Source organism: Maridesulfovibrio frigidus DSM 17176 (assembly GCF_000711735.1).
GTDB lineage: Bacteria > Desulfobacterota > Desulfovibrionia > Desulfovibrionales > Desulfovibrionaceae > Maridesulfovibrio > Maridesulfovibrio frigidus.
In genome coordinates this window covers 23,051-43,701 of record NZ_JONL01000007.1, presented here as the reverse complement: position 1 = coordinate 43,701, position 20,651 = coordinate 23,051, and the positions used below count along the sequence as shown (strand labels likewise).

Sequence of the window (20,651 nt, the reverse complement as noted above, 5' to 3'; positions counted from 1 at the left end):
AAGCTGCTTAAGAGATATTAATCAGCATCCACATGAGAAAATAATGCCTGAACGGCAAAGGCATAACTCAGAATTCCGAATCCGGCAATTACTCCGATGCACTGTTTACCCATGAAACTACGCTGTCTGATAGGATCTTCAGTTCGCGCCCATATATTACTGATGTGAACTTCCACGCATGGAACTTCGATCCACGCGAGTGAATCCGCGATGGCAAGGCTTGTATGTGTATAGGCTCCGGCATTAAATGCGATACCGTCAACTTTATCAGTTCTAGCTTTTTCAAGCCTATCAATTAGCGCGCCTTCTGAGTTGGATTGGAAAAATTCAAGTTTTATCTGTTCAGATTTATCGCCCATTATTTTTTTCAAATGATCGGGAATATCTTCAATTTTATCAGAACCATATATTTCAGGCTGTCTCTTGCCTACATAGCCAAGATTTGGACCGTTCAATATTAAAAAGGTGTACATATTAGCTCCTTTATTCTTTTATGGACTTGACCTAAGCCCATTCTTGAAAGATTATCTGACTTGACTCACTTAAACAAATGGGTGATCAGTCTTTCTTACTGTAAACTTAACATTTAAGGACAATTCCTAATGGATAATACTCTCGAATTAATAGAAACTGTATATGAGATTGATCAGCTACAAGATATGCCCGCGCCTCAGATAATTCTCGCAGGCCGCTCAAATGTAGGCAAATCTTCCTTAATAAACTGCCTAGCTGAAAGAAAAAAACTCGCTAAAATAAGCTCCACTCCGGGTAAGACAAGAAGCCTGAACTACTATGCAGTAAATCCGCATGGCTACTATCTAGTCGACCTGCCCGGATACGGATATGCTAAGTGTTCAAAGACCGAGCGCGCCAAATGGGGCAAACTTATTGACCGTTATCTCGAAGGAAACGGTTACGTAGTTGCTGCCGCCGTTTTATTAGACAGCCGTCTTACTCCTCAAAAAAATGATATTGATATGATCACCTACTTTAAGGAGTGTCATATCCCGATCATCCCGATTTTGACTAAAGCTGATAAAACTAAGCAAAGGGAACGCGCCATAGTTCAGAATAAATGGCAAGACATCCTAAAAGTAAAACCTCTTTGCGTTTCCAGTAAATCCGGAATGAACCGCACAAGACTCTGGAACATACTCGATGTAACGGCAATGCCTGAACTAGGCATGGAGCCTGTTATTACTATGCCTATTGAGAAAGATACTAAATAGCCAGGTTCAACTATTTCAGTTCGCAAACTGACAAAAAGACTGGTTATTCGTCAACTTAGATGAAATAATCGGTCTTTTTTTGTGCCTATTGCAGCTTTTTATTACGCCCGAAATATTTGCCAACAGACTCAGGAATCAGCACCCATGCTAGCCGAAGCGCGGCAAACACGCTAATCACAATATTACCTATCCATGCCGCAATAATTGGCGGTAACACCCCTGAATCACCAGCCGAAGCTCCGATCATAAAGAGTGCGTAATAGGTGAAAGTAAATGCTAGGCCAAGGCCTATATTCAGATAAACATTTTCTGAGATAGTTATAAGCGCAAGCGAAACAAGGGCCATGGCTAAAAGTGAAAAGGCATACGACCACTTCGAGTGCCATGCTGTTTTCAGTCTATTAACATTTGAACCAGACTTTTGTAGTTGATCAATCACATCGTCCAATTGCCATAGCGGCAATTGGGCCGGATCTGCCCCTGGGTCAACGGCTTTAAACACCTTGAGGTTAAGTTTAATGGGCATGGTATAAATTGGATGTTTGCGCGATGTGAACCTGTCAGGACTAAGCTCCACAGCATTTTCAAGCTTCCAGCCATACTTATCACTAACTTCAGCACTTTCAGATGTTATGACTTTCAGTATCTGGTTATTGCCCTCACCGAATTCATACACAGTAATTCCCTTTGCCTTGTTTCCAAACGGCATTACTTCGTCAGCTTCAACTATGTATTTACCTTCACGGAACCAGATATTGTGTAAAACTCTTTTGTCGAGCTGGCTTTTACGTACATCCTCTTTCCATATCCGGAAGGCTTCCTGCTCGCCATATACACCGATAACCTGAGAAAACATGAGCTGTCCCATGCTCCAAAATACAGCGTATATAATAAAAAATCGTACAAACCACCCCAGAGACAAACCTCCGGTTCTAAGCGCAAGCAGTTCTTTACTTTTAGCCATTACACACAGCTGAATGAGCATTGCCAGCAAAAACACTGCGGGCAAAATCTGTGAAAAAATCAACGGCATCTTTACCAGAAAATACCGGAGAATAATCCCGATCCCGAGTCCGGCTTCAATGAAATCATCAAGTCTGTCGAAAAGGTCTGAAAGCAAGTAAACACCTGTCCCAACACCCAGACAAACCATCATTAAAAACATATTCTGCTTTAAAACATATCCGGCTAAATGTCCGGGGAGCAGTTTACGAATCATGCTGCTTTCCTCCGGAATTTCTTAAACAGTTTAATTCTAACTCTGAAAGAATGCTCCATCACTGCCATTCTTAATAAAAAGATAGATGCGGCGGCAAAGAGAATATTCGGAGACCACAACCCGACAATTGGTGACAGTGTACCGCTCTCCCCGAGAGTTATCCCAAGCGACAGCATCGTGTAATAAACAAGAAACAGCCCCATAGAAATTATGATCCCGTATTGCTGTTTAAGGCCACGGAATATACATGCAATAGGCATAGCAAACATACCCAGCACCAAACAAGCTACTGGCAATGCTAACCTTTTTTGAATCTCAACTTCAACTTTTCTGAAAAATTTTGGTTCAACATCGCCTGCGCGATCTCCCCCCTTACTGATCCTGAGAAGTTTTTCCCACGACATTTCTTTAGGACGCGGGTCATCAACATCATAGCCGGACAAAAGAGATCCTAAGTTTATCCTAACATCATAATTTTTAAATTTAAGCACGCTTAATTGGTCATTTTGCTGCTGATAGATACGGCCGTTTTCAAGATGAACAAGCAATCTGCCGCGTTTAGGATCAGTTCTGATTTCACCAAATGGTGCAACAATGGTTGCAGTCATGGTTTTACGGGTGTTGTCACGCACAAAAACAGAACGCATGGTTCCGTCTTTATCGTCCACCTCATCAGCGTAAAAGACTAATCCCGGAAAATCTCTATTAAAAACTCCCGGCTGAATGGCAAGCTGACTTTTGGTGCGAGCAAACTCCACAAGTGCACTACGAAAGTTCTCCGTTCCCCACGAAAGACCATACAATGAAAAGAAAACATCAGCTCCCGTGCAAAGCAGGCAGAAAATAATCGGAGCGGGAAGTAGCTTATACAAACTAATCCCACCGGATTTCAGAGCTGTGATCTCATTATCAGAGTTCATCCTCAAAAAAGTGAGAAAAATTGCCAGCATCGTAGCAATAGGAGTAAGCACAAGTAGGAAAAAAGGGCATAAGTATATAAACAACTTAGCCATTTCTAAAGCGCCAAGACTCTGTCCAACGAATAGATCTCTAAATTGCAGAAGTCTGCCAATTAAAATCAATCCCATAAAGCCGGACAGGCTTAGGCTGAAAATGGAAAGGAGTTCCTTGAATATTTGTCGATGAAGAAGCTTCAAATTGATTCCAGGAGGAATTGCAGACCCTCAGGTCCTGTTATGGAGAAATAAAATTTAATCACAGTCGGAATTTTTGTCAGAGTTTTCCTTGTAAAAACGATTCAAAAATTCCATATCTTTCGGAGACAAATTAAAGCGCATTGCGGCATCTTCAAGCAATGCTAAATGAGATTTGCCAGTTTCGTCCTGTTGATCGGAAATCCATTTAATGGCTTTCCGAGTCAGTTCACACTGGGGAATGATGGTAGACATATATTTTATTCCTTTAATGACAAACGTTCGTAAGCAATATTACTACACCAGCTTGCCCCCCCTTGCAACTTCAAGCAGGCTGGAATATTTAAACATCTTGCAAGCGCTGATATCGATGTGTCAGGTCCCTGTTTTTATATAGCTCAAGGCGAGATCTTTTCTAGTATAATACTATTTTATTTAATATTTATTTGTGAATTTTACGAGGTAAAAAATGTTTTCTTTATATACAGCGGCAATTCTCGGAGTTGTCGAAGGCATTACTGAATTTCTGCCTGTTTCAAGCACAGGTCATCTAATTATCACAGGACATCTGCTCGGCTTTACCGGTGAAAAAGCTGCTTCATTTGAAGTCGCTATCCAGCTCGGAGCCATTCTCGCAGTGGTCCTGCTTTACTGGCCAAGGTTCTGGGGATTGATTGTTCCGGCACCCGGTCAACGCTTTTCGGGAGTCAGAGGTCTTTATTTGCTGTTCTTAACAAGTTTACCAGCATCATTACTGGGCTTGATCGCGCATGATGCAATTAAGAAATACCTTTTTAACCCATATACTGTCGCATGGGCTCTTTTGGTCGGTGCGATAATGATTTTGATTGTTGAGAGAAAAGAAAGAAGACCAAGCTGTTTCACGCTCGATGAAATTACGCCTAAACTTGCTTTTGGAATCGGGTGTTTTCAGTGTCTTGCACTATGGCCCGGCTTTTCAAGGTCTGCCGCAACTATCATGGGTGGTATGATTCTGGGCGCTAAGCGCCAAATTGCGGCGGAATATTCATTTATTGCAGCCGTTCCTATTATGTTTGCAGCTACTGGCTACGATATGCTTAAAAGTTATCATCTATTTACCATGGCCGATGTGCCTTTTCTTGCAGTCGGGTTTGCAGTATCGTTTATTTCAGCATGGATTGCTGTTAAGGGCTTTATTTATCTTCTCGGCAAACTAACATTACGTCCATTTGCTTATTATCGCCTTGCGCTGGCCCCTTTAGTCCTTTTTTTCTGGGGTTAAAGCTTGCTCAGCAACAAGCCTGAATAGCTAAGCAAAACACTTATTTTAATAAAAATTTGATAAAATTGAATTTTTTACTTGCCAAGAGCAAGAGGACTGTATAGTACTCTTTCTCGTTGGTCGCGAAGACCACAAACGTGGCGAGGTAGCTCAGTTGGTTAGAGCATGCGGCTCATATCCGCAGTGTCGGGGGTTCAATTCCCTTCCTCGCTACCACGATTATAATAAAGCCCTGCATTTGCAGGGCTTTTTTACGTTCTATGAAATGATTGTTCTACTTATAAGCTCAGCCAAATCATTGGCTTCCAGTGGCTTTGCAATGTAGTCATTTACTCCCGCACGAAGAAAAGCCTCCCTATCGCCTTTCATGGCAAAAGCAGTCATTGCAGCGATCGGAATATGAATCTTATCCTCTCCGGCCTCTCCCCTTCGAATAGCCTTAGTAGCTGCCACTCCATCCATTACTGGCATCTGTATATCCATAAGCACTAGATCGAAGGAATCTGATTTCAGTAGCTCAAGGGCTTGCTCTCCATTTTCTGCTGTCAACACAGTATGTCCCATGTTCTTAAGCATACCAACGGTAGCTAATCTATTGAGTTTATCATCCTCTGCCAAGAGAATGCTTATACCTTTGCTTACGTGATTAGTTAGAGCTGCTTTAGTCTTATCAGGTTGCTCTTCAATCGTTTCAACTGGAATACTCAAATAGAAGGTTGTACCTTTGTCCAGCTCGCTTACGACCGTCATGCTTCCCCTAAGGAGGGAGATGACACGTTTAGCTATTGAGAGGCCAAGTCCAGCCCCCTGATAGTGCCTGGTATAGCCACCGCTAACCTGAGTGAAGTGGTCAAAGATTGAATCGAGCTTGTCCTCAGGGATACCAATTCCGGTGTCCGAGACCGTAAAGAGAATATGTAACTTATTATTAGCTGCTAAAGGTAAAGCACTTGCTTCAACTTTAATCGAACCTTTATCGGTATATTTGATCGAGTTACCTATCAAATTGATTAGCACTTGTTGCAAGCGGGTGCTGTCTGTTTTAATTTGAAGAGGAATTGACGGAGATACACTTAATTGCAGATCAAGCCCCTTGGGCGCAGCTGTTAGTGAAAACATCTGTTCAAGCCCGATGAACATGTCATGAAGGTTGAAGCTCTCATTTTGCAAGTCTAGCTTATTAGCCTCTATTCTTGACAGATCTAGGATGTCAGTAAGCAACCTAGTCAGCCTCTTGCTTGCTTCTACACCATAATTTGCATACTCCGTCTGCTCTTTGTCCAATTCCGTCATAAGGAGGAGTTGTAACATACCCATAATGCCATTAAGCGGAGTGCGTATTTCATGACTCATGTTGGCCAGAAATTCCGACTTACCCCGGTTGGCCAGCTCAGCCTGTTCCTTAGCCGCTACCAACTGGTCTTCAGCTTTTTTACGGTCTGTTATGTCATTAAAAATACATGCAAACTGATTCGGAGCTGGACTAAAAGCTGTTACATTGAAATAATTATCACTTAGAACTGAATAGTTTTCAAAAAAAACAGGTTCACCAGTTAGAGCTACTTTTCCATAAGTATCGATCCAGTACGATTCAACTTCGGGGAATATCTCCAACATGGTTTTACCAATGACTTTACTCGAAGACAGTCCAGTCATTTTTTCAAAAGCTGGATTTACCTGCAGAAAACGATAATCAACTGGTTTACCTTCTGAATCACAAATGATTTCATGCAAGGAAAAACCATCCAACATCTTTTGAAATAAGGTTTGGTATTCATTTTCAATACGGCGTTGTTCCGTAATATCACGACCGATTGACAGCAGCGTCTTCATTTCTCCATTAGAATCGCGCTCAGGAACGAGTCTCCAATCTAAATATATGTTCTTGTTTTTTCTTTCAAATACAAATTGAGCTCCGAACGGTTTTTCAGAAGTAAATGCCTCTTCTATCCAGCTTTTCCACAAGGAACAATCTTCTTTCGGAAAGCCTAGTTCTGAATGCGTCTTGCCAATGCACTCCTCAACAGGAAAATCAATCAAATCGCTTGCATTCTCAGATACGTAAACATGCCTACCATCACGGTCAAATCGTATGACATAATCAGGAAGACTGTTAATAAGTGTGAGATATAAGTTTTTATTTTTGCGTAAAGCCTCTTCTGTACTTTTTAGAGAAGAAATATCAATTGCGGCCTGAAGAACAAGTGGAGTTCCATCAACATCTTTAAAAGGAACATCGTGGGCCAAAAAGGTAGTTCCATCAGGATATTTTTTTTCCCAAGATGTGCTTTGGCCTGTATTCAAAACTTCCATTGTCGGGCATGTTTCACATTTTTTTGATCGTCCATGCGCAGCCTCAAAACACGGAACTTCATCACAATCACCATGACGATGCCTGTAATACTCGTTGGCAAAAACAATTTTGTGCTCTTTATTCTGAAGGAAAACTGACATTGGCAGATGATCTAATAAAGACAGGATCCATTTACGACTGTTTATAACTAAATCTTCCGCTTCTTTGCGGTTTTCTATTTCCTGCCTGAGGCTGGCAGTTTTCTTTTTAACTTGTGTTCTAAGAAATGTAATACCTCCCAAAGCCATAAGAAGCATGGCCGGGATAACGAATATTAGTACTTCTTTGAGTATTTCCGTAATAGAATAAGATGTTTTCGGTAGGATAGGACCAAACCATTTGATATACAATTCATCATAAATCCCATTTGAGATTACAATGGACAATCCCTCATTTAATTGAGCTAGAAGTTCCTTATCTCCTTCATGAACAGCAAAACAAAAATTCTGTTCAAATCCAACTAATGGTGCGGCCCCAGTTTTTAAAGTTTTATCGACTTTTGAAGATATATCTTCAACGTTTTTTATTTCAAGTTTATTAAGTATTTGCCAACCAGCAACCCGTTGAACAAGAACAGCATCATAATCCCCTTTTGAAAGGAGGAGCATGGCCTCTTCGTATGAGTCCACTAAAATGAGTTCGTCCGTCAGATTTTTCCTAAGGGCATATTCATGCGCCGTATCTCCGCGCATAACTAAAACCTTCTTACCGATCAAATCAGCTTCACTTTGTATCAAAGACTCGCCTTTGCGAACAAATATTGCTCCGTGCATTCGGAGGTATGGAACGGTGAAATCATATATCTTATCGCGTTCTTTTGAATAGGAAACCAAAGGAAGGACGTCCAAATCACCTTCCTTGAGTTGTTGCTTCAGCTCTGCCCACGGACCAACCTTAAATTTAACGCCATAACCAATCTGGTTAACAACGGCTTTCATTAGCTCAACAGAGAAGCCATCGGCACTACCATCTGGCAAAACAATGGCGAATGGAGGATAACTGTATTCACTGGCTGACTTAAGTGTTCGAATTGCGGGTGAGTTATCACTTTGGGCTAATAGCAATGAGGGATTGATATAGACACTGAAAAATATATAAAAAACCAAAAAGTACTTAAATAATGACATAAGAGTCCCTCAAAAAACAATTCAAAATTTACAACAACAAAATCATAAATAAAACAATAATAGATCAAACTGTACCTTATATTTAAAAAAACTAATAATGCAAGTCGTTGTTTTAAAATTTAGTTCATTATAATTTAATAAACAAGCCAATCTTCCCGTGAATCAGTCCCCCTTAATTTCTTCTTTGACTTCGATACTCTGTCGCTCTATTCTATTTCGCATGAGCAATAAAATTTCGATCAAATCAAAAGACGATATAGCCTTGATGCGTAAAGCCGGACTTCTGCTTCAAGCAACTCATATGGTTGCTAGAGACTTAATGAAGCCGGGAATAACGACTGCAGAGATTAATGAAGCAGTTGAATCATTCATAACCCAAAATGGTGCAATTGCCTTATTTAAGGGTGTTCAAGGCGTTACCCCGTACCCTGCCGGTTCCTGTATATCTATAAACGATGAAGTAGTGCATGGTATCCCCGGTTCGCGAGTTTTAGCTGATGGAGATCTTGTATCTATAGATATCGGGGTAAAATTAAACGGCTGGTGTTCAGACTGCGCCTGTTCATATGGTATTGGCGAAGTCTCCAATGATGTGCAATGTCTTTTAGATGTAACTGAAGGCTGTCTGCGTATTGCCATTGATAAGATCAAGCCGGGAGTAAGCTGGAGATCCATTGCAACAGTAATGGCTGATTTTGCGCAAAAAGCCGGTTACTCAGTTGTTAGAGATCTTATCGGCCACGGCATTGGGCGGGAACTATGGGAAAGTCCTGATGTTCCAAATTATTCTACTCGGGCAATCCCGGACTTTAAATTGGCAGAAGGAATGGTTATCGCTGTTGAACCTATGATAAACACTGGAACGCACAAGATTTACACAAAACCGGACCATTGGACCATTTGCACTAAAGACGGGGAAAATTCAGCTCATTTTGAACATACCATTGCCATTACATCTTCTGGCGCAGAAGTTTTGACCTGTGATCCTGACGGTAACGGGTGGGCTTTAAATTGATTCAATATTATTTTGCTGTTAGATTTCACTTTTTGTTTCATTTTTGATAAACTTCAAATTGATGTTATTAAATCAGTATAAAAATTATAAGGTTAAGTCTTGAAGCATAAAAGAGATATGATTCGTCTAAAAATTTGGACTATTATAAAACAAATGCACTGCATGTTGTTTTTTATCTTTGTGCTATTCTCCGCCTGTTCACTTACAAACCTGGCCTATGCAGATAAAAAGCTTGAAAGCGTTACTCTTCAGCTCAAGTGGTTTCATCAATTTCAATTCGCTGGATACTACGCTGCTCTAGAGAAAGGATTTTACGAGGACGAAGGGCTTGATGTTACTATTCTTGAACGTGACCTAAAATTCAATCCTGTAGACCAAGTTCTTAATGGCAGTGCTGATTTCGGAGTCACTAACTCTGAGCTTCTACTCCACTATTTAAAAGGTAAACCTGTTGTTCTTTTATCTTCAATTTTTCAACATTCACCATTGGTTTTCCTATCTAAAACATCCCCACTGGTTCACAGTCCCCATGGTTTTTTTGGAAAAAAAGTTCTTATGAATTCAGCATCACAAGATATTGAACTCAGGTCTATGCTACAACGCGAAGAAATCTCACTTAACGAAATTGACTTGATAGATAAATATGCATCTCCTGAAGATTATTTAGACCCAGATATTGATATTATTGCGGCCTATATTACTAATGAACCTTATTATCTTAATATTAATAATATTCCGTATTCAACGATTTACCCATCTACGTATGGCGTTGATTTTTATGGGGATAGCCTTTTTACATCTCTAAAACGGACTAAAAAAAATCCTGACCAAGTTAGAAGATTTGTTAGAGCAAGCCTTAAAGGTTGGAAGTATGCTTTAGAACATCAGTCTGAATTAATTGAAATAATAATAAATAAATTCGGATCTTTAAAATCTAAAAACCATTTAATTTACGAGGCCGGAAAAGTTAAAGAACTGATTTCTGCTGATCTTGTAAAAATTGGCCATACGAATCCTGGAAGATGGCAATCTATCGCCAACAGCTTCGAAGATTTAGAAATGATATCTAATTCTGAGGACTTTAGTAATTTCTTTTTTGATCCAAATGTCGGTCGTTATGAAATAGAAAAAAATACGGTCACTTACATTTCCCTGTTGTTCTTGTTATTTGTTGTCATTTTGTTCTTTATGTTAGCTCTTACCCGAAAATTAAAAATAGAAGTTAATACACGGATAGATATTGAAGAAAGATTAAAGAAAAGTGAACAATATTACCGAAGTCTATTCCAAAATACTGGCGCAGCAACAATTATAATTAATGAAAATATGCTCATTAAACACTGTAATGATAATTTTGCGATTTTATATGGTCGTAAAAGAGAAGACATTGAAAAGACCATAACGCTTAAGGACTTCGTTGCGGATGAAGATATTCATCGTATATGCCGCTATCACGAGGCTCGATCTAGAGACTCAAAGTCCGTACCTAATAGGTATGACTTCAAATTTGTTTCTGCCGATGGAGAGTTTAAAAATATCCATGTATATATCGATTTAATAAGTGGATCAACCGATAGGGTTGCGTCTTTAATCGATATGACTGAAAAGGTTAAAACTCAGGAAATTTTGATACAAACAGAAAAGATGATCTCAGTTGGTGGCCTTGCTGCAGGCATGGCGCATGAAATCAACAATCCTTTAGCGGGGATCTTGCATGGATCCCAAAATATTCTCAGAAGACTTTCTCCGGACTACAAAAATAATACGAAAATTGCCTCGGATGTTGGATGTACTTTCGAAGACATAAATTCTTATCTTGAACAAAGAGGCGTGCTAAGGATGATTAGAGGTATTCAGTCCTCTGGAGAACGAGCAGCTGAAATTGTAAAAAATATGCTTGAGTTCAGCAGGCGCAGCGATTCAGGAAGAACTTCATGTGATCTGAACAGTATATTTGAAGATACTATTGATATCGTCTCATGTGATTATGATTTAATCAAAAAGTATGACTTTAAGCATACGCAAATAATTAGGGATTATGCAGAAGAATCGCACATGGTTAGTTGTTTTAAGACTGAAATTGAACAAGTTCTACTCAATTTAATAAAAAATGCAGCCTACGCCATGTATGAAATATCTCATCAAAGATCTCCAAAATTAACTTTGCGCACTAAAGTTGAAAAAGAGTTTATTATTATAGAAGTAGAGGATAATGGTCCGGGAATGCCGGAAGATGTTCGTAAAAGAGTTTTCGAGCCTTTTTTTACAACCAAATTACCCGGCTCTGGAACAGGACTTGGACTTTCCGTTTCTTACTTCATTATAACTCAGAATCATAAAGGATTATTTGAAGTTGAATCAGAAGTTGGAAAAGGGACTAAATTTTCAATAAAGCTTCCTAGAATTCGATCAATACCTATAAAAAATGGATAATTATATGTTTCGCAAAGTCATCTCAATTGCCGTGTTGTTGCTTATCTGCGCCGTCCCTGCCTGTGCAAAAAAGCCTGCTGTATACCCAAATGCTCACTCAGAAAAAGTTGGAAAAGCCCGCACAGATCAGGATATTAAAGCTTGCTTGCAATCGGCCGATGACAGTGTCGGTAAAGCTTCACGAGGTAAAAGCAGTGCGTCATCAGGACTAAAAGGTGGCCTTATAGGTGGAGCAATAGGATTAGGAATTGGAATTGTGACTGGTAGCCCAGGAACATCCGCTCTTGCCGGTGCTGCTGGTGGATCAGCTGGTGGAGCTGTTGGCGGAGCCGTTAAAGACAACACTGACGGCGTGTACCGTAATTTTGTAGAAAAATGCTTGAGAGAAAAAGGCTATGAACCTATTGGCTGGAGATAATTTGATTATTTAACGTTTTTAATCCTGACAGATCTTATTATTTAAATTTAAGTTTTATTCTAAAGCTTTTAGCTGTTAAGAATATATGATCATTGCCGATTAAATATATGGACAGTAAATTTTAAAAATAAGCGATCAGTAAAAATGAAAATTCTTATAGTTTTTATAATACTTATGACAATCCCTTTCTCCGCGTTTGCGTGGAAGGGAAAAGTTGTGGCAGTGGATAGCGCAACTTCACTGATCATTCTTAAGGATGGAACAGATCCTATAAAAGTTCATATTTCTCAAATCAAACAATCCTCACATGTTGATGCTGCAAAAGCCCAGCTTGAGACTAGTAATATAGCTTTAATGAAAGATGTTACTGTTAAGACTGTTAAAAACATTTCCAAGAATGAAATAGAAGCAAATGTAATTCTTGATGGTGCTAATTTAAATGAAAAGCTTGTTGCTGCCGGGGTAGCTTTTAAAGTTAGTGAGCCAGACAATCCAGCTCCAGTGGAGTCTCAGCCTTTAGACCAGAAGTCAGCGGAAGAGACTACAATAAATCCTTCAATGGATTCTACTCCAAACGAACAAAGCGCATCTGAAGAAGTTGCCGACGCAAATAAACCTGATGCACAGGAAATAATCTCCGAATTATCTGAACCTAAGCCTCAATTAACGGAAGAACGCGCACCTCAGCAAATTTTCGATGCGCCTCCTCCAAGACAATCATACAAGGCTCCTGCTGTTAGATATGTTCAAGTTCAACACCAGCCGCAGCAGCTTGGTTTTTGGCCTAGCAGGCCGGCCCCTGTAGCGACTCTACCATATGCAGCTACGCCTGAATCTGAAGCTCAATATGACACAACTTCTGCGTCCACAGCTGCCCCTTTTGCGATTGCAGGTGAAGAAGCTTCAAGCATGAAGCAAGCTGGAGACATAGCTCGAGAAGAACAGGAATTAGCGGTTCGCGTAAGTAAGAGGTCTCCAATTAAAAAGAATAAAGGATTCTTCACTTCCAAGAAAAGATCCGAAACATTTGTCGGAGCTTCTTTGGGAACCCAGTATACAACTAAACAAAAGTCAGATGTGCCCTACTCTTCCTTTGGGCCCGGCGGAGGACTTGGTGTTCGGCACTTCTTTCCTTCTGGGTTAGGTCTTGGTGGCGATCTATTAATAAGTGGAACTTCCGGTGCGTCTGGGACAATTGCAGCTTCATCTAATGCAACGAATGGAACTTCATACGATTATAAATCTAAAAGCTTTATGACATACAGCTTTACAGGGTCATTGCTTTATAGATTTTATGCGGATTCAAGTTTTTCACCATACATAGCGGCTCATGGCGGTTATACCTTTTTTGATTTCCCTGCGACAGAATTCGGACTTTCTGACGGTGCACCTGTTGCCGGCGGAGGCCTTGGGTTCCTTTACGAATTTGACTCAGGGTTCACCATTGGATCTGACGTAAGATATCTTAAAACCTTCGGCACTAAGGCTCATGATCCCGACGGATTTTTAAATACTACAATAAACTTCGGCTATACATTCAACTGACATCATAGTTGTGCAATATTATTCAATTCATTTTTTCTGCCAATTCCAAAATCCGCTATTCTCAAAATGGGCTAATCAGTCCTTTTTGAGATTCTTCTATTTGTTATCCTGATCCTAATTGTTCAACTCCATTCATTTAAAAAAACACACTACGTTTTTTTCAAATGGTGTTGACTTGCCCTATTTGAGACTGTATACGTTTTTCTAATACGTATCACCTTGCGGTTAATAATTTTATATAAATAACTACAAAGACGGGTTATCATTAATGCACAAAAGATCAATCATCCCACTTATACCAGCAATATTAATCGTTATATCACTAGTCATCCCCTCATATGCTCACGCACATAAAGTCTCTGTTTTTGGCTATGTCGTTGACAGTGAAGTCTACACCGAAAGCTATTTCAGAAAAGACAAACGCGTTCATAATGGCAAAATTGAAGTCTACAGCTTAAAAACAAACAAGCAACTTTTGACAGGTAATACCAACGATGCAGGCGCATTCAACTTCCCTATTCCCAAAGCTATTACCAAAGATCACTCAGGTCTTAAAATAGTACTTGTCGCATCTGAAGGACATCGAAATGAATGGATATTAAACCCCGAAGATATCTTTCCGCAGTCCACAGTTTCAAACGCGTCTGAAACGACATCGGCCCTCCCCCCGGAAGTTAAAAAAAACGCAACTGAAGCAATAGAATTTGATAGCTCCAACATAAACATATCTCATATAAGTGCTCAAATTGAGGAATTAAATTTAAAAGTTGATGCTCTGAAAAGGATCATTCTTGACCAAAGACAGGATGGTCCTGCGGCAAAAGATATTTTTGCAGGTATCGGATATATTTTAGGTTTTTTTGGGATAGCGGCATTCCTTACTTCAAGGAAAAAATAGTTTTTTAATTTACAACAGGATTAAAAATGAAAAAAACACTCATAATTACTGCCTCTTTGTTTTCTTTACTGTGTATGACAGCAACGGCTTTTGCTCATTTTGGAATGTTAATTCCGGAAACGTCTATTGTATCTCCTGCGAAAAAAACAATTAACTTTGAATTGTCTTTTTCTCATCCATTTGAAGGAATCGGAATGGACCTTGAGAAACCGAAAAAATTCAGTGTTTATAAAGATGGCAAAGAAACGGATCTGCTAAGTTCTTTAAAGGAATCTAAACTTCTCGGTCATAAATCCTTTTCCACATCTTTTAATTTTAAACGTCCAGGGATGTATACATTTTACATGGAACCAACACCCTACCCTGAACCTGCTGAAGATAACTTCATAATTCACTATACTAAGACAATTGTATCTGCTTTTGATGAAGGTGAAGATTGGAACAAGCCACTGGGTGTAAAAACTGAAATTGTTCCACTTACCCGCCCATGGGGCAATTATTCTGGAAACGTTTTTCAGGGTGTCGTACTCCTTGACGGTAAACCGGTCCCATATTGCCGAGTAGAAGTAGAACTTTACAATAAAAATTCTAAAACAAAAGCACCCCACGAATGCATGGTCACGCAAGAAGTTTTATGTGATGCTAACGGTGTTTTCACTTTTACTTGCCCTAAATCAGGTTGGTGGGGATTTGCTGCTCTGAATGATGCGGATTATAAAATTAAAGGTAAAAGTGTAGAGTTAGGTGCAGTTTTGTGGACTGAAATGATTGCATATTAACCAAATAGATAAATTATATAAATAAATCGCATTATTTCGAATAGTAAAGGGCAGATATTCAGTCAGCCCTTTACTTTTATTTAAACTTAGGTAACTCTTTCTATGCTCAATATTGCAAGGGGTTAACATACTAAATCAGGGTGAATTAAGTTTCTTCTAAAAATACTTCAATTTGGAGAATTAATGCGTAAACCGCATGTCTTAATTGTTGATGACAGCAAAACCATTAGATCTGTACTGGGATTACAACTCAGAAACAGAAATATAGATGTTACTGAAGCGGTCGATGGCCTTCAGGGGCTTAATTGTATACGTGAAAGATCATTTGATTTGGTTATTACTGATGTCATGATGCCTAAGATGGACGGCTACCAACTCTGCGCTGAAATAAAGAAGAACCCAAGTACACAAACCACTCCCGTTATAATTCTCTCCACCAATGAAAAGAATGAGCAAATAGAAAAAGGTTTTCAGGCCGGTGCTGCAGCATACATTACAAAAAATAATGCAAGCAAAGAACTTTTTCCATATGTTCAAGAGATACTGGATAGATCGAAAATACTTCGCGACAAACTCATTCTTGTAGTTGATGACTCCAAATACATTATAAAAGTAGTATCGTTTGGCCTGACCGAAGCTGGCTTTAAAGTAATTACTGCAAAAAATGGGGCCGATGCCTACGAAATGGCTGTTAAAAACAGACCTGATCTGATCCTGTCTGACATTAATATGCCCATCATGGATGGTATTGAGTTCTGTGAAAAATCCCAAAAGAATCCTGATCTAGCCAGTACTCCATTCATCATAATGAGTTCTGGAGGTGACCGCAGGACTATGCGCGAGTTACTTCATAAAGGGGCTTCCGCCTTTCTAGTCAAACCGTTCAATATAGACCAGCTTGTCATTACGGCCGAAAAACTCTTGAGCGATCATTTTAGAATGCTGCTACAGCAACGTGAACAGCTCAAGATTGAGCGCACACTGATTCTGGGCAGCATAACAAGCCTAATTCAAGCTCTTGAAGCACGCGACCCTTATACTCGAGGCCACTCTGACACTGTTGCTGATATTTCAGTTAAAATTGCGCAACAAATGTCATTCAACTCACATGACCTAGAAAGAATAGCCTTTGCAGCACGACTGCATGATCTCGGGAAAATAGGAATTAGGGATGATGTTCTATTAAAGCCGGGCGCGCTGACCGACCAGGAATATATGCTAATTAAACAACATCCGATCTTAGGAGCGGAAATACTGCAACCCATTCCAAGTATGGAAGATATTATTCCAGCAGTATTGCATCACCACGAAAGAATGGATGGGCAAGGATATCCTAATGGACTTATGGGGAATGAAATCCCACTTTGGGCGCGAATTATTGCAGTTGCGGATGTATATGACGCGCTCACAACAGATCGCCCATACAGAAAGGCAATGAGTCACGATAAAGGCATACGTATCATAACTCAAAACTCCGGCACCCAATTTTGTCCTGAATGCGTTAAGACATTTGAATCGCTGGTAGTCAATGACCCTTGCCAGCCGAAAGAATTTAGTCTGGCTGTCTGCAGTTAGGATTCTCCGAGAGTATCCAGTCCGGAAACTTCCCAAGCTTTCTCTTTGCTGACCTCTTCTCCAGAATCAAGAATTAGAGCTTCAACATCCTGCTCTACGTCTCCACTCTCTTCAACACCCATCTGAAATATCCGTTTTTGATTCATATCATATATATAAGCGTTATCTTCGTAGAGATAAAATTTAAAAGGGAATTCCATAAGTTTCTCCATTTTCAGGTTGTTTTCAATGCACAGCTATTAACACTTTGTTGCATGACAAGAAAGTGTTAATGATATAGATATAATATACTCTTTGATGGTTACAATAGTTCGAGCAAATTATAATTTTGTGCCTTAAATCGCCATACGAAGTGATATTCACTTTACTCGCAACGATGAAATTTAGGAGCTTTTATGAGATTAATCTTACCTTGGGTATTACTCTTAGCTTTTTTAATAGTACTGATCTCAACGTGCGCATTTGCAGAAAAAGAGACTTATAAATGCAAAGGTGGCGCTGTCTGCATCGAAGATAGGATCGATTTTGGAGCTGCAAATGTGGTTTGCTCAGATGTAAACGGCGACGTGCTTGCAAATTGGATCTGCGAATATGAAATTGAATACGTTTGTAAAAACACCTTAACCGGACAGGTAAAAAAAGGCGGATTCAATCCGATTTCAAGTTCGCTATGTTCACACCTTTGCGGACCTTGCAAAGACGGCTGGGAATAATTATTTTTAACGCCTAAGATCCTTGCCATCGACTGAGCAATGATATAGTTCTACTGACTTCTTGCATAGATTTCGGTGATTTATTTTCACCGAGCTATTGCATCCTCTTCTTAATGACTTATAATATAAGCAAGAAGAGTTCTATGAAATGGGGGCGCACTGGTTTCGACGGGGATGAGAGAAGCTAAGGCTGCAGGTCGAGGCGCCGCTGGCCTCGTAAAAAGCGGCACAATCATAATTGCAAATGACAATTACGATTACGCACTAGCAGCTTAATTAAGCCGCTATGTCATTGCTTTGATGTCTGATATCTGCATTGACAACAAAAATTATCAGGCTGGCTAGTTTTCGGTTGCACGTCCCGAAAGCAGTGAGAACCTAGCACGCGCTGGCCCACATGTTGCCTGTTCAGGGGCGTCCATGAGGGTGAGAAACAATACCTGGACTATGCCTGTAGATGTCTTAGTGGAGCATTCCCGGACGGGGGTTCGATTCCCCCCGCCTCCACCATCCCATTGAAATCATTGAGATTTTCAAAGAAAAAAGGTTCATGACATATCCAGTACCAGCTTTAGTACATAAGCTAGTACAAAGAGGATGTTTCATGAGCCTTTTTTTGTGCCTTCAGGGTAACACCTACCATTTCCGTAAATCAGTTCCAGCTAAATTGCGCCCATACCTCGGCCAGCGTGAAATAAAAAAAACGCTCAAAACAGGAAATATGCTTGAAGCAAGACGCAAGTCTTTGCTATTAAATATAAAATTTGAACAATTCCTATCCGAGGTTAAAACAATCATGGTAGACACAACCCTTTCAGAATTTGAAAAGAGGAAGCTAATATCAAATCTTTTTTACGCTATTCTGAAACAACAAGACGATTTTCTCGATGCTGAATACCTTGACTTTCCAGAAGAACGAAAATGGATGTCCCCAAACATAGCGGACAAAATACTGGACGATGACAGGAATGATTTTGAAAAAAAGCTCTTCACTGCATGTATGAAGGATCACACTAGTCGTAAGTATGATATTGTAAAAACGCTTCTATCTGGGCCACCTGATGCCGCATTTTGTGAAGCATTATCAGGAACAGAAAGTCCTAAAGAAAAAACTAAAAACACATCACGAATATATAACTTTCCATTTATAGTTCCTGAAGAATGCTTAACAGGCAGTTTTTTGCATGAATTATCGTTGGCTAATCTCGATGCCTGTAGATTTATCCTTGAGCGTAAACAAGGCAAAAATCCTGCCATCCCAGAAATATACCAACAAATTTTACATGAAAAATCATCTGGGACACAATCAGCACCTGTTAACAACTCAAGTGAACAAAATACTGATATCAAGACGCGAAGTGTTCCACTAACTCAAGCGATTGAAGAATATATAAAGGACCGCGAACACACAGGGCGCTGGTCAGACAAATCAAAACGAGAGAATATCTCCTGCTACAACAACTTTTTAGAATTTGCGGGCAGAAGTATTGATTGTTCCCAGATCCATTATCATCTGGTTGCGGAATTTCGGGACGCACTGACAAAGCTTCCTGCAAACCGTAAAAAAATAAAAGAATATCGGACCAAGACGATTGCTGAACTCATCAAAATGAAAGTGACCAAGACAATGTCAATCACAACGGTAAATAAAAATCTGAATAGGTTGTCATCATTGCTAAAATTTGCAGTTAAACTTGAGTACATGAGCACGAACCCTGCTGAAAATATTGAAATTTCTACCGTTGAAAAGGACTCAGAGCTACGTGCAGTATTCACCCAAGATGATCTTGAAAAAATGTTTCATTCCGAACAGTACAAAACAGATAGTTTCTTACACCCGTTCATGTTCTGGACACCGCTTATTGCCTTGTTTACGGGAATGCGCCAAACTGAAATAGCCCAGTTGTACTTAACGGACCTCTATCAGGACGAAGCAACGGGCATCTGGGTAATCAACATCAACGACGGAAAAGACAAAAAGGTTAAAAATAAAAATTCCCGAAGAACTATTCCACTGCATCCATTTTTAGCCTCGACTCTCAACCTACCAAAATACAAACAACTTTTAGAAAAACAAGAAAAAAGAAGATTGTTTCCAGAACTTCCATACGGACGTGATGGATATGGGCAAAATGTTAGCCGTTGGTTTAATGGTCATGGTGACGGAAAGACACGGGGCTTTAAACTCAGTTGTGACATTGAAATGCCGACTGATGGCACCAAAAAAGACTTCCACAGCTTTAGACACACATTAATCGACCACCTAAAGCAAAAAATGGTCAACCTCCCGCTATTACACGAATTTGATGGTCACTCATATGGGACAATGACCATGGACAGATATGGTAAGGCCTACAATATTCAAACCGTTTACAATGAAATAGTTTGCAAAATCACCTTTGATAAAAAACTTGATTTAGATCATTTGGTAAAGTCTAAGTATGTAATTAAATAGTCATTTTTTACAAAGGAACTGGGGCAAGGTTACGACTTTTATAGAGAGGGTGTCCCGGTTTTCCACTCTTTAACTTCACTAAGCATTTTGGATTGGAGACTAACGGCAAAACGTCTTGGTCTCGCTTGTATAAACCACCATCATTAGACCATGCACAAATGACCTCGTCAGACTCTTTTATCAAACGCTTTAGGTGGGCATCATTTTTAGGGCCAACAGGGTCATTTACTGTGGACAGAATATCTGGATTTGTAGATCGATATGCAAATAGATTGGCAATAGTTAACGATCCATACCCCCACCTTTTTGCGTAATTGATACAAACCCTAGATGTAGGATCGTCAGTTTCATTGTCTGCAGTGGATGGATTTAGGCATATGAACAATACTGTGGGTAATAAGTTATCCCATTCCCGCCTAAGCTCATAACGATAATAACCGCATTCTGATATTATTGCTGTTTTTTTCATATTTT

18 protein-coding genes, 1 tRNA gene and 1 other RNA gene are annotated in these 20,651 nt (G+C 39.7%); 13 read left to right on the top strand and 7 right to left on the bottom strand.

Annotation, left to right across the window (positions count from 1 at the left end; all coding sequences use genetic code 11):
* Positions 1–17 precede the first annotated feature (17 nt).
* Positions 18–473 (bottom strand): type II 3-dehydroquinate dehydratase, encoded by a 456-nt coding sequence (locus BR06_RS0113760; protein ID WP_031484021.1) that lies wholly within the window; start codon positions 471–473, stop codon positions 18–20.
* 129 nt (positions 474–602) lie between these two features.
* Between BR06_RS0113760 and yihA the strand changes: the two genes are divergently transcribed.
* The gene (gene yihA, locus BR06_RS0113755; protein WP_031484018.1) at positions 603–1,229 is read left to right on the top strand and encodes a ribosome biogenesis GTP-binding protein YihA/YsxC; all 627 of its coding nucleotides are present in this window, start codon (positions 603–605) and stop codon (positions 1,227–1,229) included.
* 85 nt (positions 1,230–1,314) lie between these two features.
* Here yihA and BR06_RS0113750 read toward each other — a convergent pair whose 3' ends face one another.
* The 3 genes from BR06_RS0113750 to BR06_RS0113740 are packed head-to-tail and all read right to left on the bottom strand — an operon-like array spanning position 1,315 to position 3,857.
* On the bottom strand, positions 1,315–2,448 hold the full coding sequence (locus BR06_RS0113750) for an LptF/LptG family permease (RefSeq protein ID WP_031484016.1): 1,134 nt from the start codon (positions 2,446–2,448) through the stop codon (positions 1,315–1,317).
* Positions 2,445–3,605, bottom strand: coding sequence for an LPS export ABC transporter permease LptF (lptF, locus tag BR06_RS0113745; protein WP_031484014.1), 1,161 nt, complete (start codon positions 3,603–3,605; stop codon positions 2,445–2,447). Before lptF ends, BR06_RS0113750 begins: the two co-directional genes overlap by 4 nt.
* Positions 3,606–3,659: 54 nt before the next feature.
* Positions 3,660–3,857 (bottom strand): hypothetical protein, encoded by a 198-nt coding sequence (locus BR06_RS0113740; protein ID WP_031484012.1) that lies wholly within the window; start codon positions 3,855–3,857, stop codon positions 3,660–3,662.
* Positions 3,858–4,071: 214 nt separating this feature from the next.
* On the opposite strand from BR06_RS0113740, the gene BR06_RS0113735 reads away from it, so the two are divergent.
* A complete protein-coding gene (locus BR06_RS0113735) occupies positions 4,072–4,866 on the top strand; it encodes an undecaprenyl-diphosphate phosphatase (protein WP_031484008.1) in 795 nt (264 codons plus the stop codon).
* Positions 4,867–5,005: 139 nt separating this feature from the next.
* Positions 5,006–5,082 (top strand) — tRNA-Met (locus tag BR06_RS0113730).
* Positions 5,083–5,124: 42 nt separating this feature from the next.
* On the opposite strand, the gene BR06_RS19840 is transcribed toward BR06_RS0113730, so the two are convergent.
* Positions 5,125–8,346, bottom strand: coding sequence for an ATP-binding protein (locus BR06_RS19840; protein ID WP_051677109.1), 3,222 nt, complete (start codon positions 8,344–8,346; stop codon positions 5,125–5,127).
* A 220-nt stretch (positions 8,347–8,566) separates the two neighbouring features.
* Between BR06_RS19840 and map the strand changes: the two genes are divergently transcribed.
* The 7 genes from map (at position 8,567) to BR06_RS0113690 (ending at position 17,009) form a co-directional block, all read left to right on the top strand.
* Entirely contained in the window at positions 8,567–9,361 is a 795-nt protein-coding gene (gene map / locus BR06_RS0113720; RefSeq protein WP_031484004.1) for a type I methionyl aminopeptidase, read from the top strand.
* A 117-nt stretch (positions 9,362–9,478) separates the two neighbouring features.
* The gene (locus BR06_RS19835) at positions 9,479–11,794 is read left to right on the top strand and encodes an ABC transporter substrate-binding protein (RefSeq protein WP_051677107.1); all 2,316 of its coding nucleotides are present in this window, start codon (positions 9,479–9,481) and stop codon (positions 11,792–11,794) included.
* Between the two features lie 4 nt (positions 11,795–11,798).
* Positions 11,799–12,212, top strand: a complete 414-nt coding sequence (locus tag BR06_RS0113710) for a hypothetical protein (protein WP_031484000.1) — start codon at positions 11,799–11,801, stop codon at positions 12,210–12,212.
* A 144-nt stretch (positions 12,213–12,356) separates the two neighbouring features.
* Positions 12,357–13,757 carry an outer membrane beta-barrel protein gene (locus BR06_RS0113705; RefSeq protein ID WP_031483998.1) on the top strand — a complete coding sequence of 467 codons (1,401 nt, stop codon included), beginning with the start codon at positions 12,357–12,359 and terminating at the stop codon, positions 13,755–13,757.
* A 268-nt stretch (positions 13,758–14,025) separates the two neighbouring features.
* Positions 14,026–14,655, top strand: coding sequence for a hypothetical protein (locus BR06_RS0113700; protein WP_031483995.1), 630 nt, complete (start codon positions 14,026–14,028; stop codon positions 14,653–14,655).
* Positions 14,656–14,681: 26 nt separating this feature from the next.
* Complete coding sequence (locus BR06_RS0113695) at positions 14,682–15,434, top strand: DUF4198 domain-containing protein (RefSeq protein ID WP_031483993.1); 753 nt, start codon at positions 14,682–14,684, stop codon at positions 15,432–15,434.
* Between the two features lie 183 nt (positions 15,435–15,617).
* The gene (locus BR06_RS0113690; RefSeq protein ID WP_051677106.1) at positions 15,618–17,009 is read left to right on the top strand and encodes a response regulator; all 1,392 of its coding nucleotides are present in this window, start codon (positions 15,618–15,620) and stop codon (positions 17,007–17,009) included.
* Here the strand turns inward: BR06_RS0113690 and BR06_RS0113685 are convergent.
* Complete coding sequence (locus BR06_RS0113685; protein WP_031483989.1) at positions 17,006–17,209, bottom strand: hypothetical protein; 204 nt, start codon at positions 17,207–17,209, stop codon at positions 17,006–17,008. The genes BR06_RS0113690 and BR06_RS0113685 overlap by 4 nt on opposite strands.
* A 195-nt stretch (positions 17,210–17,404) precedes the next feature.
* On the opposite strand from BR06_RS0113685, the gene BR06_RS0113680 reads away from it, so the two are divergent.
* From BR06_RS0113680 to BR06_RS0113670, 3 genes are all read left to right on the top strand, one after another.
* A complete protein-coding gene (locus BR06_RS0113680) occupies positions 17,405–17,722 on the top strand; it encodes a hypothetical protein (protein ID WP_051677105.1) in 318 nt (105 codons plus the stop codon).
* A gap of 150 nt (positions 17,723–17,872) precedes the next feature.
* Positions 17,873–18,232: a transfer-messenger RNA gene (ssrA, locus tag BR06_RS20150) on the top strand.
* Between the two features lie 94 nt (positions 18,233–18,326).
* Positions 18,327–20,177, top strand: a complete 1,851-nt coding sequence (locus BR06_RS0113670) for a site-specific integrase (protein WP_031483985.1) — start codon at positions 18,327–18,329, stop codon at positions 20,175–20,177.
* Between the two features lie 7 nt (positions 20,178–20,184).
* Here BR06_RS0113670 and BR06_RS20960 read toward each other — a convergent pair whose 3' ends face one another.
* Positions 20,185–20,646 carry a DUF1643 domain-containing protein gene (locus tag BR06_RS20960; protein ID WP_031483982.1) on the bottom strand — a complete coding sequence of 154 codons (462 nt, stop codon included), beginning with the start codon at positions 20,644–20,646 and terminating at the stop codon, positions 20,185–20,187.
* Positions 20,647–20,651 lie beyond the last annotated feature (5 nt).